This is a genomic window from Tsukamurella paurometabola DSM 20162, from assembly GCF_000092225.1.
GTDB classification, from domain to species: Bacteria; Actinomycetota; Actinomycetes; order Mycobacteriales; family Mycobacteriaceae; genus Tsukamurella; species Tsukamurella paurometabola.
In genome coordinates, this window is the sequence record NC_014158.1 from 3,547,828 (window position 1) to 3,563,106 (window position 15,279).

Below are 15,279 nucleotides of genomic sequence, written 5' to 3' on the forward strand. Positions count from 1 at the left end.
GCCCGGCAAGGGTGTTTACTTTCGGTTGTTTTTCGACACCACGGCGGGGCCGTGAAGTCTGGCGCCGAGGCGCCACGCTCCGGAGAGCGGGGAGGAAATTACTCCCCGTTCACCTTCGCGATGATCTCCTTCGACACGTTCGCCGGAACCTCGGCGTACGAGTCGAAAACCATGGAGTAGTTCGCTCGGCCCTGGGTCTTCGACCGGAGGTCGCCGATGTAGCCGAACATCTCCGACAGCGGAACCTGTGCCTTGACGACACGGGCACCACTGCGTTCCTCCATGGCCTGGATCTGGCCACGGCGGGAGTTGAGGTCGCCGATCACGTCACCCATGTAATCCTCAGGGGTCGTGACCTCGACAGCCATGATGGGCTCGAGAATGACCGGTCCGGCCATCCGCGCGGCCTCCTTGAAGGCCTGCGCACCCGCGATCTTGAACGCCATCTCCGAGGAGTCGACGTCGTGGTACGCGCCGTCGAGCAGCGTGACCTTGACGTTCACCATCGGGTAGCCGGCGAGCACACCGTACTGCAGCGCATCCTGGGCACCGGCGTCCACCGAGGGGATGTACTCCTTCGGGACGCGGCCACCGGTGACGGCGTTCGAGAACTCGTAGGTGGCGCCGTCCTCGGCATCCTCCAACGGCTCCAGCTTGATGATGACGCGCGCGAACTGACCCGAGCCACCGGTCTGCTTCTTGTGGGTGAACTCGTGCTTGTCGACGGTCTTGCGGATCGTCTCGCGGTAGGCCACCTGCGGCTTGCCGACGTTGGCCTCGACCTTGAACTCGCGGCGCATACGGTCGACGAGGATGTCGAGGTGCAGCTCGCCCATGCCGCCGATGACGGTCTGGCCGGTCTGATCGTCGAGCTCGACGGAGAAGGTGGGGTCCTCCTCGGCGAGCTTCTGGATCGCGACGCCGAGCTTCTCCTGGTCGGACTTGGTCTTCGGCTCGATCGAGACGTTGATGACCGGGTCCGGGAAGGTCATCGACTCGAGGACGATGGGGTTCGCCGGATCGCAGAGAGTGTCACCGGTCGTGGTGTTCTTCAGACCGATCATCGCGTAGATGTGACCGGCGGTCGCATCCTCGACGGGCATCTCCTTGTTGGCGTGCATCTGGAAGAGCTTGCCGATGCGCTCCTTGTTGCCCTTGGTGGCGTTGAGCACACCCGTACCCGAGTCGATGTGACCCGAGTACACGCGGACGAAGGTCAGCTTGCCGAAGAACGGGTGCGCCGCGATCTTGAACGCGAGAGCCGAGAACGGCTCATCCTTGCTGGGCTTGCGCGAGATGATCTTCTCCTCGTCGCCCACGGCGTGGCCCTCGATGGAGGGCACGTCGAGCGGGCTGGGGAGGTAGTCGATCACGGCGTCGAGCATGGGCTGCACGCCCTTGTTCTTGAACGCCGAGCCGCACAGCACGGGGTACAGCTCGCGCGAGACGGTGAGCTTGCGGATCGCAGCCTTGATCTCGTCGAGCGAGAGCTCCTCGCCGGCGAAGTACTTCTCCATCAGAGCCTCGTCGGACTCGGCGACGGTCTCGAGCAGCTTCTCGCGGTACTCGGCGGCCTTGTCGGCCAGGTCGGCGGGGATCTCTTCGATGGTCGGCTCAGCGCCGATCTCGACGACGCCGCGCCAGGTGATGGCCTTCATCTCGAGCAGGTCGACGACGCCGTCGAACTCGTCCTCGGCACCGATCGGCAGCTGCAGGACCAGCGGCTTCGCGCCGAGGCGCTCCTCGATGGTGCGCACGGTGAAGTAGAAGTCGGCGCCCAGCTTGTCCATCTTGTTGACGAAGCAGATACGCGGGACGTCGTACTTCTCAGCCTGACGCCACACCTGCTCCGACTGGGGCTCGACGCCCTCCTTGCCGTCGAAGACGGCGACGGCGCCGTCGAGCACGCGCAGCGAACGCTCCACCTCGACGGTGAAGTCGACGTGGCCCGGCGTGTCGATGATGTTGATCTGGTTGCCGTTCCAGAAGCAGGTCACGGCGGCGGAGGTGATGGTGATACCCCGCTCCTTCTCCTGCTCCATCCAGTCGGTGGTCGAGGCACCGTCGTGGGTCTCACCGATCTTGTAGTTCACGCCGGTGTAGAAGAGGATGCGCTCGGTAGTGGTGGTCTTACCGGCATCGATATGCGCCATGATGCCGATGTTGCGGACCTTCGTGAGGTCGGTAAGCACTTCCTGTGCCACGGTGGTAAGCCTCGTTCTCGTTAGAGGATGGTTGGAACTCCGCCGCGATAGCGGCAGCAGGTGCTCCGGTGTTCCGCGGGCCGGCCGGTGCGACCGGCCCGCGGAATCAGATCACCAGCGGTAGTGCGCGAACGCCCGGTTGGCCTCGGCCATCTTGTGGGTGTCCTCGCGACGCTTCACCGAAGCGCCCAGGCCGTTGCTCGCGTCGAGGATCTCGTTGGCGAGACGCTCGATCATGGTCTTCTCGCGACGCTGCCGCGTGAAGGTCACCAGCCAGCGCAGGGCCAGGGTGTTGGCGCGACCGGCCTTCACCTCGATCGGCACCTGGTAGGTGGCGCCACCGACGCGACGGCTCTTCACCTCGAGCGAGGGCTTGACGTTGTCGAGCGCCTTCTTGAGGGTGAGCACCGGGTCGGTACCGGTCTTCTCGCGCGTCGCCTCGAGGGCGCCGTACACGATCCGCTCAGCGGTGGACTTCTTGCCGTCCAGCAGCACCTTGTTCACCAGCTGGGTGACGACGGGCGAGCCGTAGACGGGGTCATTGACGACGGGGCGCTTGGGCGCCGGTCCCTTACGAGGCATCAGCCCTTCTCCTTCTTCGCGCCGTAGCGGCTGCGCGCCTGCTTGCGGTTCTTGACACCCTGGGTGTCGAGCGAGCCGCGGATGATCTTGTAGCGAACACCCGGGAGGTCCTTCACACGACCGCCGCGGACGAGCACCATCGAGTGCTCCTGAAGGTTGTGGCCTTCGCCGGGGATGTACGCGGTGACCTCGACCGAGCTCGTCAGACGCACGCGGGCGACCTTACGGAGCGCCGAGTTCGGCTTCTTCGGGGTCGTGGTGTACACGCGGGTGCAGACGCCACGACGCTGCGGCGAGCCCTTGAGGGCGGCCGTCTTCGTCTTAGACGCCTTGTCCCGGCGGCCCTTGCGGACCAGCTGGTTGATAGTTGGCATAGAAGCGCAGGTTCCTTACTTCGTTTCGGCTGCCATCGGCCGTCCGGCCGGTGGCTCTACTGCTGCGGTTGTAGCTCCGGGCAAGCCGTCCCTCATCGAGGGTGCGACTTCCGCAGCGCGGCCCCACCGGCAGTTCCGGCTTTCGCCGTCTCTGCTGGTCAGTCCCGTTTCCGGGAAGTAGCTACCCGCCTCGCACGTACCCCGAGGTCGGGCGTGTCGCGTGTCCGTACGTGGTCCCGGAGGTCCGGCCTGCAGTATGGGCACGAGCGATCGTCCTGGCATTCACCAGGCACGGCGACCAAGCTTACCTGGATGAACTCATAGTGGTCAAAAGTGTTCGCCTCCGCCGATCGCGGACCCGGTTCACCACCGCCGGTAGTCGCGGACCGACACCCGTGGGCCGCGGCGTTCGCGGTCCACCCCGGCGCGGGCCAAGAGCCGGATCACGCGCCCGCGCTGTCCCGCGTACGGAGCCAGGACCTCGAGCATTCCGGCATCGTCCAACGCCTCACCGACCAGCGCTATTCCGACCATCCTCGGCAGGTGGTAGTCACCGACGGGGACGGCATCCGGGTCGCCGTGCGAGCGCCCGATGACCTCGGCCACCGTCCATGGCCCGATGCCGGGGAGGGCGGCGAGTCGCTCCGCACGGTGTTCGACCTCGACGGCGCTGGCACCGATCACGGTGCGCATGCGAACGGGTTCGACGCCGGCGCGGTGCCACTCCCATGGCGGGATGGCCGCCCAGTCCTCGCGACGCGGCGGCACCCACAGGGCGGGGGCCCCATCGCCCGGCCCCGGTGCGGGGGTGCCCGCGCGCCGGAGCAGGTAGCGCCAGGCCCGCCAGGCCTCGGCTCCCACCACCTTCTGCTCGAGAACGGCGGGGACGAGCGCCTCCCACACCCGGTCGGTCCGGGTCAGCCGCAGGCCGGGCGATGCGGCGACCGCACGGGCCACCACGTCGTGTCGTGGGATCAACGCTGACGGATCATCAGCGGCGCCCGCGAGGGCGGGTGCCCTATCGAGCAGCCAGTGCGCCCCGCTCCCCCACGCCTGCGCGGTGACGGTGCCACCCGCCTGGCGGATCCGGATCGTTCCCGGACCGTCGGGGGTGTGCACAGCGCGCCAGAGCGCACCGTCGGCGGTGCGGGCGAACGCGGGGTCGCGCGGCCCGCGACGCAGGACGCCGACGGTGCCGTGCAGGTCCAGGAGGTGGCCCGGTTCCCATGATCGCTCGGCCGTCACCCGGCGAGGCTAGCCGCCGGCCCGGTACTTCTGCGCATAGGCGGCGGCCTGCCGGTCGTGCTCGACCTGCCATCGACCGCTCTGCGTGTGGGGATCGATGTCGTTATCGGCGAGCAACTCCTGCAGATACGCCGCGCGCAGCGCGCTCAAGAAGTACAGGGCCGGAAGCAGCACCATGACCGCCAACGAGGCCTTCACCCACCACGGGGAGGGCAGAACCATGAGCGCCACCGCGAAGGGCAGGAACATGAGGGTGCCACGGACGAAATAGCGGCGGTTGTGTCCGGGCCCCGTGGCGTCCCGGACCACCCATTCGCGCATGGAATCAGGGAGGTGTTTCCCGCAGAGGTACTCCACCCGTTCGAGGATGTTCGGACGCGTCCGAACCGTTGAAGTGGACATACCTCCAGGCTACGCCGATGTGATGTAATTCACATCCCTCGATCGTGGTCCAGCAGCTCGCGAAGGTAGTCGCCGTACCCGGATTTCGACAGCCCATCGGCCAGCGCGGACAACTGCTCGTCGTCGATGTAGCCGTTCCGCCACGCCACCTCCTCCGGCGCACCCACCTTCGTTCCCTGCCGCTGTTCCACAGCGCGCACGAAACTCGTGGCGTCGGCGAGGGCATCGAAGGTTCCCGTGTCCAGCCACGCCGTACCGCGCGGCAGCACCTCGACAGCGAGGGCGCCGCGAGCCAGATAGTGCCGATTGACATCGGTGATCTCGTACTCGCCCCGCGCGGAGGGTCGCAGCGACCTCGCCACGTCCACCACTGATGAGTCGTAGAAGTACAGGCCCGGCACCGCGTATTTGGACCGCGGACGGCTCGGCTTCCCCTCCAGGCCGATCGCCCGCCCGGCACCATCGAATTCGACCACGCCGTACGCGCTCGGATCGGCGACGCGGTATGCGAAAACCGTGGCACCGTCGACCACGGCGAACCGCCGCAATTGCGCCCCCAGACCGGGGCCATGAAAGATGTTGTCGCCCAGGATCAGAGCCACGTTCTCGTCCCCGATGAAGTCAGCGCCCAGCGTGAACGCTTGTGCGAGCCCCTCGGGGCGCTCCTGTACCGCGTACCGGATATCGATCCCGAACTGGGATCCATCTGCGAGCAAGCGGCGGAACTGCTCGGCGTCACCCGGTGTCGTGACGACGAGGATCTCCCGGATTCCCGCCAACATCAGCGTGGACAACGGGTAGTAGATCATCGGCTTGTCGTAGACGGGCGTCAGTTGCTTGCTGATGCCGATGGTGATCGGATGCAGGCGGCTCCCCGTGCCTCCAGCCAGGATGATTCCGCGCATGTGCGCAGATTAACGGCGCCATATGAACAGCGCGGTAACGGCGGGACAGAGGAATCCCCCGATCGGCACAACATCACAATGCAAGCGCATCGTAACCATGCTAGCGTGGAGTCACGGACGTCTGGAGGCCCGATATGCGCAGGTGGCTCAAAAAAACGGCGTTGACCGTCATCGCCGTGGCGCTCAGCGCCACCGGGCTGTATCTGCTCCGCGATCCGAGCCCAGTGGGCTATTGGCGCTCGGCGTCCGCCCGCGAGGCGTATCTGACCGATTACCGGCAGGCCTTCGGCGATCTGCCACCCGCAGCCGAGACTCGGGATGTGCGAACGAGTTACGGGTTCGTGCGGGTGTACCGGTTCGGCGAGTCGCGGCCCGGCACCGATCCGATCGTCCTCGTTCCCGGCCGCGCCTCGGGCGTACCGATGTGGTCGCAGAATCTGCCCGGTCTGCTCGCCGGACACATGGTGTACGCGATCGATGCGCTCGGCGACGCCGGGATGAGCGCGCAAATCGGGCCGATCCGCGACGGCGAGGACCAGGCCACCTGGCTGAACGAGACTTTCGACGGCTTGGGGCTCACCCGGGTGAACCTGATCGGCCATTCGTTCGGCGGATGGACTGCCGCCAACTACGCAACGCGTCACCCGGATCGCGTCGCGACGTTGAGCCTGTGGGAACCGATCCTGGTCTTCGCGGGATTGCGGTGGCAGATGTATCTCGCGACGCTGCCATCGTCGATCCCCTTCCTCCCCAAGTCCTGGCGTCAGAAGGGACTCGCCGTGATCGGGGGTGCCCAGGGGTCCGAGTCCACCGAGGACTCGCCCCTCGGCCGCATGATCGATGCCGCCACCGAAGGGTTCCGCGCGAAGCTACCCACCCCGATGCAGCTGACTTCCGACGATCTCGCCCGCCTCACCATGCCCACCTTCGTGGGACTGGGGGCGAAGAGCTCTGTGACGGACGCCGACGCCGCGGCACGGACCGCCGAGAAGCTACCGGCGAGCACCGTCCGGATCTGGCCCGAGGGAACACACTCCCTGCCCATGCAGTATCCGTCCGAGCTGAATCAGGAAGTCCAGCAACTGTTCCAACGCGCGAAATCCTAGTCGGGAACGCACACCGCCGCTGTCGGGGGTGAAGATGCTCGCGTCAGAGCCCCTGAAACAGGTCGATCTTCTTCGCGTGCCTGGTCCGGGTTTCGAAGTCCGTGACGCCCTCCCCCGGCGCCGCCGCCAGGCAGGTGACTCCGACCTTGCCCTGATGGGTATTGGATCGGACGGCCGCCACGGCGTCCGCGGCGTCCGTGAGTCCGTACGTCCTCGACAAGGTGGGGTGAATGGTTCCCCTGCACACCATCCGGTTCGCGAGCCAGGACTCGCGATAGTTCGCGAAATGCGTTCCGATGATGCTCTTCAGGTTCATCCAGAGGTACCGGTTGTCGAACTCGTGGCGGAATCCGGATGTCGAGGCGCAGGTCACGATCGTGCCACCGCGCTTCGCGACGTAGACCGACGCTCCGAAGGTCTCCCGCCCCGGATGCTCGAAGACGATATCCGGATCATCGCCACCGGTCAGGCTTCGGATATGCGATCCGAACCGCTTCCAGTCCTTGTAGTTCGGCTCGTCGCCGTCCCAGAACCGGTACCCCTCCGCGCTGCGATCGATGACCCGCTCCACGCCCATTCGATGACATTGCGCGACCCGGTCGGGACTGGAGACCACGGCGACCGGGATCGCACCTCCGTTGAGCGCGTACTGGTTCGCGAACGATCCGAGGCCACCTGTTCCGCCCCAGATGAGCACGGTGTCACCTTGCTTCATGTTCGCTCCGTTGCGTGAGACCAACTGCCGGTACGCCGTGGAATTGACCAGGCCGCAACAGGCCGCCTCCTCCCACGTCAAGTGGGCGGGCTTGGGCATCAGCTGATTCGCGCGGACCAGAGCGACATCGGCGAGGCCACCGAAGTTGGTCTCGTAACCCCAGATCTTCTGATCCTCGTCGAGCATCGAGTCATCGTGTCCCTCATGGCCTTCGAGGTCCACCTGCAGGCAGTGCGCGACCACTCGATCGCCCGGCTTCCACTTGGTGACACCGGGTCCGACCCGCAACACCACGCCGGCCAGGTCCGAACCGAGAACGTGGTAGGGCAGATCGTGCCGCTTGGTCAGATCGGACTTCGCTCCGTATCGCTTGAGCGCGCTGAAGGTGCTGATCGGGGAGAAGATGGCCGACCACACCGTGTTGTAGTTGATCGCGCTCGCCATCACTGCGACGAGGGCCTCTCCCGGGCCCAGCTCGGGAATCGGAACCTCGTCCACATGCAGTGACTTCTTCGGGTCGCGCTGCGACGGGTCTACCCCGTCGAACATGTCCTGCTCGTCGGCGTGGATGGTCACAGCCCGGTACGACTCGGGGAGCGTCAGATTCGCGATCTCGTCCCCGGTGAGGACGGCTACTTCGGACAGTCGGGTCATCGGGCTTCCTCTTCACTCGAACGAACGGGGTACGAGACGGGTGTCATTGCGGCCGGGCCGCGCCATCGGATCCGCGCGAGGAAGCCGCAACGGCATCGCGATCGGCGGAGGTGACCACATCGGTGATGAGCTCGGCGAAGGCGGCCGGATCCTCGGAGAGGTAGAAGTGCCCGCCCGCGGCGCGGCGATGGCCGAACTCGGAGGTGGTGTAGCGCGACCACCCCGCCATATCGGTCTCCTTCACCCGAGGGTCGGTCGCGCCCACGATCGAGGTGATGCGGGCCCGGACCGGGGTCGCGGGGCCGACATAGGTCTCCGCGGCCCGGTAGTCGTTGCGAATGGCCGGCAGGAACATCGCCAGGATCTCCGGATCCGCGAGCACCGACCGCGCGGTGCCCGCCAACATATCGACCTCGGCGACGAGATCGGCGTCGGCAAGGGCATGGATACCCAGATTCCGCGGATCGTCCGGTGTCCCGCGGTTGGAGACGATGAGATGGTCCGGTGCCGGGCCGCCACCGGCCTCCAGCAGGCGGGTCACCTCATAGGCGACGCTGGCGCCCAGACTGTGGCCGAAGAAGGTCACCGACCGCGCATCGGGTAGCGCCAGCACCTCTGCCACCGCGGGTACCACCCGGCTGGCGAGTTCGGGGATCGAATCGATCAGGGGCTCGCGCATCCGGTCCTGCCGGCCGGGGTATTGCACGGTGAAGGAGCGCACGGCGGGCGCCAGCGCGGCCGAGATCGGGTGGAAGTAGCTCGCGGAACCGCCCGCGTGCGGGAAGAACACCACGACCGGGGCCGAGGACGGTGTGTCGTGATAGTTGCGCAGCCACAGCGGATCGATACTCACGAGAGCACCCTGCCTTTCCGGTCGGCGTCGACCGCGCTGCTGATCCATTCGTCGATGGCCGCAGCACTGTCGGCGGAGTGTTGTTCGAGCATCGAGAAATGATTGCCGCGAATGTCGATCGCGTGATGACGGTGCGGCCAACTCGCGCGCCAGTCGGTGCCGAGTTCGGCGAGCCCAGCGGAGAGCGGTTCGGTCGCCCGGGCAAGCAGGGTCGGCGTCGAGAGGCTATCGGGCTGCCAGTGCTTCCACATGTCCAGGTACCAGCCCATCGCGGAGAGACGCTCGTCGGTGAGTGTGACGAACGTGCCTTCGCGTTCGGCCATACCGTCCATCAGTGCCAGGCCGAACTGGTCGACCAGGTTGCTCTGCGGCAGGTAGGTGTCGACGAGCACGACGCCGGCCACGGTCCGGGCGGTGTTCTCCAGATAGGCCGCGACCGCCGCTGCGAACCAGCCCCCCGCCGACGAGCCGAGCAGCACCGGATCGGAACCGACGGCCTGCGCGTGCGCGGCGATGGCCTCGCCCTGCACGGCCACGACAGCGTCAATGCTGGCGGGGATCGATTCTCCTACACCGAATCCGGGAATGCCTACGGCGGAGACCCCCCGCTTCCCGCGCAAGGCCGATGCGATCCGCGCGTACTGGTGGATCCCGCCCATGGCGATGCACGACGGCAGGCAGTACAGGTGGGCGGCACCGGCTACCGCGGGCGCCAGGGTCGCGATGCGGGGTAGTCCCTCCGCGATGTCCGCGGGGCCGCTGAACTCGGGGCGCAGGGCCGCCGCCGAGCGGAGGAACGCGAAGGTCTCCGTCCACTTACCCGAGGTGAACACCTGGTTGTAGATCGGCAGCAGCAGGCCGCCTCCGGGCTCGGCGGCGACGTCCTCACCGCTCGTGGTCGCCGGCGATGTGCCGCTCGTGCTCGTATCGTCGATCAGTCCGTCCAGATACGTACCGAGGTCGTCGATGGTCTCGTGGTCGAACACCAAGGTCGCCGGCAGGCGCACGCCGAGCTCGCGGGTGAGCCGGTTCCGGAGGTCGACGGCGGTGAGCGAGTCGAATCCGAGGTCGGACAGCGCCGCGCCCGCTTCGACCTCCGCGTCGGGTGCGAAACCGAGCACGACCGCGAGCTCGCGGTGCAGCACGTCGCTCGGACGCTTCTTCTCGGCCGCCGCGGCCTCGTGGCTACGGGGCACGGTGCGGCGACGCTGCGGGACCATCCGGGCGAGCAGCGGCACCGCAGACCCGCTGTTCGCCCGCAGGCCGGCCCGGTCCACCCGCAGCAGGACGAGAGCGCCGCCCTGTCCGGTGCCGTGCACATGGGAGAGCGCACCGTCGAACGCGGCGAGGCCGCCGGGCACCGTGTACGCCCGCAATCCCGATCGGTTCGGGCGGGGCGCATCGTCGGGATCGGTGCCGTGATCATCCGACCACGGCCCCCAGGCCAACGAGATCACGCGGCCGGCACCCGCCGGTGGATCGGCGGCGAATCCGTCGAGCCACGAATTGGCCGCCGCGTACGCGCCCTGCCCCACACCCCCCAACGTCCCGGCCGCGGAGGAGAACAACACGAGATCGGCATGCGGTAGGACGGATCGGAGTGCCAGTGCACCATCGGCTTTCGGTGTGAGAACCCGGTCCAGACGGTCGGCGTCCACGCCGGCGAGGGTGGCGTCGTCGATCACTCCGGCGGCATGCACCACGGCGGTGATCTCCGTCGCCAGTGGCCCCAGCGCGGTGGCCACGGCATCGGCATCGCCGACGTCGAGGGCGAGGTGCCGGACCGATGCGCCGAGCTCGCTCAGTGTCGTCGCCGCCCCAGCCGCGCCCGGTGCGGATCCGCCCCTGCGACTGCACAGGACCAGGGATGTCACGCGATGTTCGCGCACCAGGTGCGTCGCGAGTTCCGTCGCGAGAGCACCGTTCGCTCCGGTGACGACGACGGTGCCCACCGACCAGCGGGTGGCCCATGCCGACGATCCTGTAGCGGATACAGCCAGTGGTTCCAGTTCGGGCGCTCGGACGGTGCCGTCGTCCGCGATCGTGAGTTCGGGGTGCTCGGCGGCGGTGAGCGCGGTGAGCAGGGGCGCCGCCCCGAGACGTTCGACACTGTCGAGCGTCACCACCCTGATCTGCCCGGGGTTCTCGTTCTGCGCACTGCGGATCAGGCCGCGGACCCCGGCGACGAGCGCGGAGTCCCCGCTCGGCGGGATCACGAGAACCAGAGGGGTGGCGGCCAGTTCCTCCGTGGTCACCCAGGCGCGCAGGAGGTCAGCGGTCTCGCAGAGCCGCTCGCGCAGCTGTCGCGCACGGGCGGTTCCGCGGTCCGCCAGGTCGATCACCGCGTACACCGCGGGCGGCGGCAGGGCTCCGGTGCCCAGGATGTCGATGAGCACCGGGATATCGGCGTACGCCTCCACGTGCACGCCCGAGCGGTCCAGGAGTTCGCCGATTCCTGCCGGATCGGGACCGAGCGCCCCGATCCGAGCGGCCCCGGAGGCCGGCGCGTCCGGAAGTGGCCGTTGCGCAACGGTGAAGAACTCGCCGACGGCGCCGTCACCGGTCGCCGCGGGGCTTGCGGCGCGCAGCACGAGCGATTCGATGGTGACCACCGGCGCGCCGTGATCATCGGCGATGCGCACTGCGACGGAGTCGGGGCCGGTGGCCTCGAGCCGGACCCGGCCCGATGTCGGTGTCGCACCGGACGGGTGCCCGTAGCGCCGTACCCCGGTGAACTCGAACGGCATCCGGCCACGCCCGTCGGTAACGCTGAGCAGCGCGGTCGAGAGCGCGATCGGATGCAAAGCCGCGTCGGCGAAGACGGGATGCAGGGCGTGCCCGGCCTGCGGGAGGCCGGGCGCGAGCCGCACGGTGGCGTGCACCACGCCCGTGGTTTCGCTCGCGTCCACCACCGCACGGAACGCGGGACCGTAGTCGAATCCGTTGTCGGCGAAGCGCTGGTACATGCCTTCGACGGCGAGCCGCTTTCCCTCGCCGCCCCCGGAATCCACGTCGCCGTCGTGGGCGGCACTGCCGCCGAGCACACCGGTGGCGTGCAGTCGCCAGGGCTCGGCCGCCAGTGGCCCGGGATCGCGGGAGTAGATCCGAACCTCACGGCGTGCATCGTCGGCGTCGGGTGGCGCGATCACGATCCGGATGCTCACCTCGTCGGCCACCGACAGCGGCGCAGCGATGGTCAGAGTCTCGATCACATCGGCACCGATATGCGTCGCCGCGCTGAGGGCGAGGTCGAGGAACCCGGTACCGGGCAGGATGGGGGTGCCTGCCACGGCATGCTCGCGTAGCCAGGGGATACGGGTGGGGCTCAGGCTTCCCGACACAATGATGTCGCCGCTACCCGGGTGCTCCGTCGCCGAGGTGAGGATCGGATGCGCCAGCCGCTCCCGACCCCCGACGTGGTCGGCGCCACCGTCCTCGAGCCACAGGCGTTCGCGCTGGAATGCGTACGTGGGCAGGGGCACCCGCCGCGGGTGGTGCGGCCCGAAGACCGCCTCCCAGTTCACATCGGCTCCGGAGGCGTGGAGCGCACCGACGGCATCGAGGAGCTGTACCGCCTGCGGTTGATGCCGCTTCTGCGTCGGGTGCGCGGTCAGTGGCCGCTCGGTGTCCGCCGCGCGGGCGAGCGAGGTGAGTGCGGCATCGGGCCCCACTTCGAGCATCCGGGTCACGCCGTTGTCGAGGGCGGAGGTCACGGCGGCACCGAATCGCACGCTGCCCAGCAGGTGCGACACCCAGTACTCCGGTGTCACCAGGTCTCCGTCCGCCGCGGCCGCCGGTGCGCCGGTCACCGTGGAGATCACCTTGCGCCGGGGTGCGGACATCGTCACTCCGGCGAGGATCTCGCCGAACCGTTCGGCCACCGACTCCATGGCCGGCGAGTGGAAGGCGTGCGCGGTGTCGAGTCGCTTCGTCTTCCACGCCGCGGCCACGGGCTGCGAGAGAACCGCGGCAACGTCCTGCGCCGCACCGGAGATCACGGTGGCGCGCGGGCCGTTGACGGCGGCGATCGCCACGCCCGGGGCGCCGGTACGGGCTGCGGCGGCGAGGGCGTCCGCGACTTCGCGCTCGTCGACCCGGACGGACACCATGACTCCCGGCGCCGTACTGCCCATCAGTTCGCCTCGCGCCGCCACTACCTTCACCACGTCCGGGAGGGTGAACACGCCGGCGACGTACGCCGCGGCGATCTCTCCGATGGAGTGCCCGATCAGGTAATCGGCCGTCAGCGACCAGGACTCGAGGAGCCGGTACATCGCGACCTCGTGAGTGAGCAGCGCCAGTTGTGAGATCCGGGTGCTCGCCAGCTCCGCGGCGTACACCGCCGGATCACCGAACATGATTGCCGCGATGTCGATTCCGGTCTGGCGGGCGATCTCGGCGCCGATCTCCTCGGCGGCGGCCGCGAACACCGGGTAGGTGTGTGCCAATTCGGCACCCATACCGACGGCCTGCGATCCCTGCCCGGAGAACAGGTACGCCGTTCGACCGGAGGGCGGAACCTGACGTGGTGGTGCGCTACGGATCTCGTCGGCGCCCGCACGCAACCTCTCGGCGATCACGGCGGGCGAGGCGCCCACCGGCACGGTGGCGGCCCAGCGGTGACTGAGTGCCGACCGGGTGGTGGCGCACGAGTAGGCGATATCGGCGGCCCGGGTGTCCGGCGGAATCGAGGTCGCCTCTCCCGTCACGAAATCCGCGAGCTTGTCGAGTTGTGCGGCCAGTGCGCGTTGCCCCTTACCCGATACGATCAGGGGTACCGCCGGTGGTTCCACCTCCGGTACCGCGTCCGGAGTCGGTTCGGGCGCCGGAGGCGCGGCGTCGTCAGTGGGTGCCTCCCGCACGATCACGTGCGCATTGGTGCCGGAGAACCCGAAGGACGAGACAGCGGCCCGGCGTGGCCGGTCCGGGTGAGCCGGCCACGGCCTCGCTTCAGTGGCCAGCTCGACTCGGCCGGAATCCCAGTCGACCCGCGTCGACGCGGTATCCGCGTGCAGCGTCGCCGGGATCGTCGCATTCTGCAGCGACATCACCATTTTGATGATGCCTCCGACCCCAGCGGCAGCCTGGGTGTGGGCGATATTGGACTTGAGGGATCCCAGCACCAGCGGCGGGAGTCCCGCTGATCGGCCGGCGCCGTAGGTGGCGAGCACTGCCTGGGCTTCGATCGGGTCACCGAGGCTCGTGCCGGTGCCGTGCCCTTCGACGACGTCCACGTCGTCGGCCGTGATCCGCGCATCGGCCAGTGCGGCCCGGATCACCCGCTGTTGCGACGGGCCGCTCGGCGCGGTGAGCCCGCTCGATGCGCCGTCCTGGTTGATGGCCGCGCCTTCCAGCAGCGCGAGCACCCGGCGGCCGTTGCGACGGGCGCTGGATAGGCGTTCCAGTACGAGCACGCCCACCCCCTCGCCCCAACCGGTGCCATCGGCTCCGTCCGAGAATGCCTTGCATCGGCCGTCCGCGGCGAGTCCGCGTTGGCGGGCGAAGTCGACGAAGGCCACCGGTGTGGACATCACCATGGACCCGGTGACCAACGCCAGCGAGGACTCTCCTTGCCGGAGCGAGGTCATCGCGTGCCTGGCCGCGACGAGCGAGGACGAACACGCGGTGTCGACCGTGACCGCGGGACCCTCCAGTCCGAGCACGTACGCGATTCGCCCCGAGGCGATGCTGCCGGACCCGCCTGCACCGAGGTAGCCCTCGACCTCAGGCGGAGGAAACGCCAGTCGCCGACCGTAGTCCTGGTACATGACACCGGCGAAGACACCGGTCGAAGTGCCCGCCAGGGAGGCCGGTGCGATGCCCGCGTGCTCGAGGGCCTCCCATGCGACCTCGAGCAGCAGGCGCTGCTGCGGGTCCATCGCGATGGCTTCCCGCCGCGAGATGCCGAAGAACGGGGCGTCGAATCCGGCGACATCGGCGAGGAATCCACCCTCCCGCGCGTACGACGTGCCCACAGCATCCGGGTCCGGGTCGTACAGGCCGTCGAGATCCCAGCCGCGGTCGGCCGGGAACGGGGTGACCGCGTCGACCCGGTCGCGAACGAGGCGCCAGAGACCTTCGGGGGTGTCCACTCCTCCCGGGTAGCGGCAGCCCATACCGACGATCGCGATCGGCTCGGTGGCCTCCGCACGGGTCCGGTCCAGTTCGCGCTTGGTCTTCTGCAGGTCCTCGGTGACCTTGAGCAGGTAGGAGCGGAGCTTCTCTTCACTCATGGGGAT

General features: G+C 68.2%; 10 protein-coding genes. 1 reads left to right on the forward strand and 9 read right to left on the reverse strand.

Going from position 1 to position 15,279, the window contains the following annotated elements; translation table 11 throughout:
- Positions 1-98: 98 nt before the first annotated feature.
- The 6 genes from fusA to rfbA all read right to left on the reverse strand — a co-directional run bounded on the left by fusA (position 99) and on the right by rfbA (position 5,712).
- Complete coding sequence (gene fusA, locus TPAU_RS17320) at positions 99-2,204, reverse strand: elongation factor G (protein WP_013128045.1); 2,106 nt, start codon at positions 2,202-2,204, stop codon at positions 99-101.
- Between the two features lie 111 nt (positions 2,205-2,315).
- On the reverse strand, positions 2,316-2,786 hold the full coding sequence (rpsG, locus tag TPAU_RS17325) for a 30S ribosomal protein S7 (RefSeq protein ID WP_013128046.1): 471 nt from the start codon (positions 2,784-2,786) through the stop codon (positions 2,316-2,318).
- Positions 2,786-3,160: a 30S ribosomal protein S12 gene (rpsL, locus tag TPAU_RS17330; protein WP_013128047.1), complete on the reverse strand. Its 375-nt coding sequence runs from the start codon at positions 3,158-3,160 to the stop codon at positions 2,786-2,788. Before rpsL ends, rpsG begins: the two co-directional genes overlap by 1 nt.
- A 363-nt stretch (positions 3,161-3,523) precedes the next feature.
- Positions 3,524-4,405 (reverse strand): DNA-3-methyladenine glycosylase family protein, encoded by an 882-nt coding sequence (locus TPAU_RS17335; RefSeq protein ID WP_013128048.1) that lies wholly within the window; start codon positions 4,403-4,405, stop codon positions 3,524-3,526.
- A 9-nt stretch (positions 4,406-4,414) separates the two neighbouring features.
- The gene (locus TPAU_RS17340; protein WP_147291106.1) at positions 4,415-4,807 is read right to left on the reverse strand and encodes a DUF5313 family protein; all 393 of its coding nucleotides are present in this window, start codon (positions 4,805-4,807) and stop codon (positions 4,415-4,417) included.
- A gap of 29 nt (positions 4,808-4,836) precedes the next feature.
- On the reverse strand, positions 4,837-5,712 hold the full coding sequence (gene rfbA, locus TPAU_RS17345; RefSeq protein ID WP_013128050.1) for a glucose-1-phosphate thymidylyltransferase RfbA: 876 nt from the start codon (positions 5,710-5,712) through the stop codon (positions 4,837-4,839).
- 161 nt (positions 5,713-5,873) lie between these two features.
- Here rfbA and TPAU_RS17350 point away from each other — a divergent pair, with 161 nt between their 5' ends.
- Positions 5,874-6,818, forward strand: coding sequence for an alpha/beta fold hydrolase (locus TPAU_RS17350; protein ID WP_049825888.1), 945 nt, complete (start codon positions 5,874-5,876; stop codon positions 6,816-6,818).
- Between the two features lie 43 nt (positions 6,819-6,861).
- Here the strand turns inward: TPAU_RS17350 and ccrA are convergent, their stop codons facing one another.
- From ccrA to TPAU_RS17365, 3 genes are read right to left on the reverse strand one after another with little or no spacing between them, the layout of a single operon-like run.
- On the reverse strand, positions 6,862-8,187 hold the full coding sequence (ccrA, locus tag TPAU_RS17355) for a crotonyl-CoA carboxylase/reductase (protein ID WP_013128052.1): 1,326 nt from the start codon (positions 8,185-8,187) through the stop codon (positions 6,862-6,864).
- Positions 8,188-8,230: 43 nt separating this feature from the next.
- The gene (locus tag TPAU_RS17360) at positions 8,231-9,040 is read right to left on the reverse strand and encodes a thioesterase II family protein (protein WP_013128053.1); all 810 of its coding nucleotides are present in this window, start codon (positions 9,038-9,040) and stop codon (positions 8,231-8,233) included.
- Complete coding sequence (locus TPAU_RS17365; protein WP_013128054.1) at positions 9,037-15,273, reverse strand: type I polyketide synthase; 6,237 nt, start codon at positions 15,271-15,273, stop codon at positions 9,037-9,039. The genes TPAU_RS17360 and TPAU_RS17365 overlap by 4 nt, the downstream gene beginning before the upstream one ends.
- Positions 15,274-15,279: the final 6 nt, after the last annotated feature.

What these genes read in the sequence shown, in the direction of transcription:
- TPAU_RS17340 (WP_147291106.1), bottom strand. Translation starts at nt 4,807, where the DNA reads ATGTCCACTTCAACGGTTCGGACGCGTCCGAACATCCTCGAACGGGTG.
- ccrA (WP_013128052.1), bottom strand. Translation starts at nt 8,187, where the DNA reads ATGACCCGACTGTCCGAAGTAGCCGTCCTCACCGGGGACGAGATCGCG.
- rpsL (WP_013128047.1), bottom strand. Translation starts at nt 3,160, where the DNA reads ATGCCAACTATCAACCAGCTGGTCCGCAAGGGCCGCCGGGACAAGGCG.
- TPAU_RS17365 (WP_013128054.1), bottom strand. Translation starts at nt 15,273, where the DNA reads ATGAGTGAAGAGAAGCTCCGCTCCTACCTGCTCAAGGTCACCGAGGAC.
- rpsG (WP_013128046.1), bottom strand. Translation starts at nt 2,786, where the DNA reads ATGCCTCGTAAGGGACCGGCGCCCAAGCGCCCCGTCGTCAATGACCCC.
- rfbA (WP_013128050.1), bottom strand. Translation starts at nt 5,712, where the DNA reads ATGCGCGGAATCATCCTGGCTGGAGGCACGGGGAGCCGCCTGCATCCG.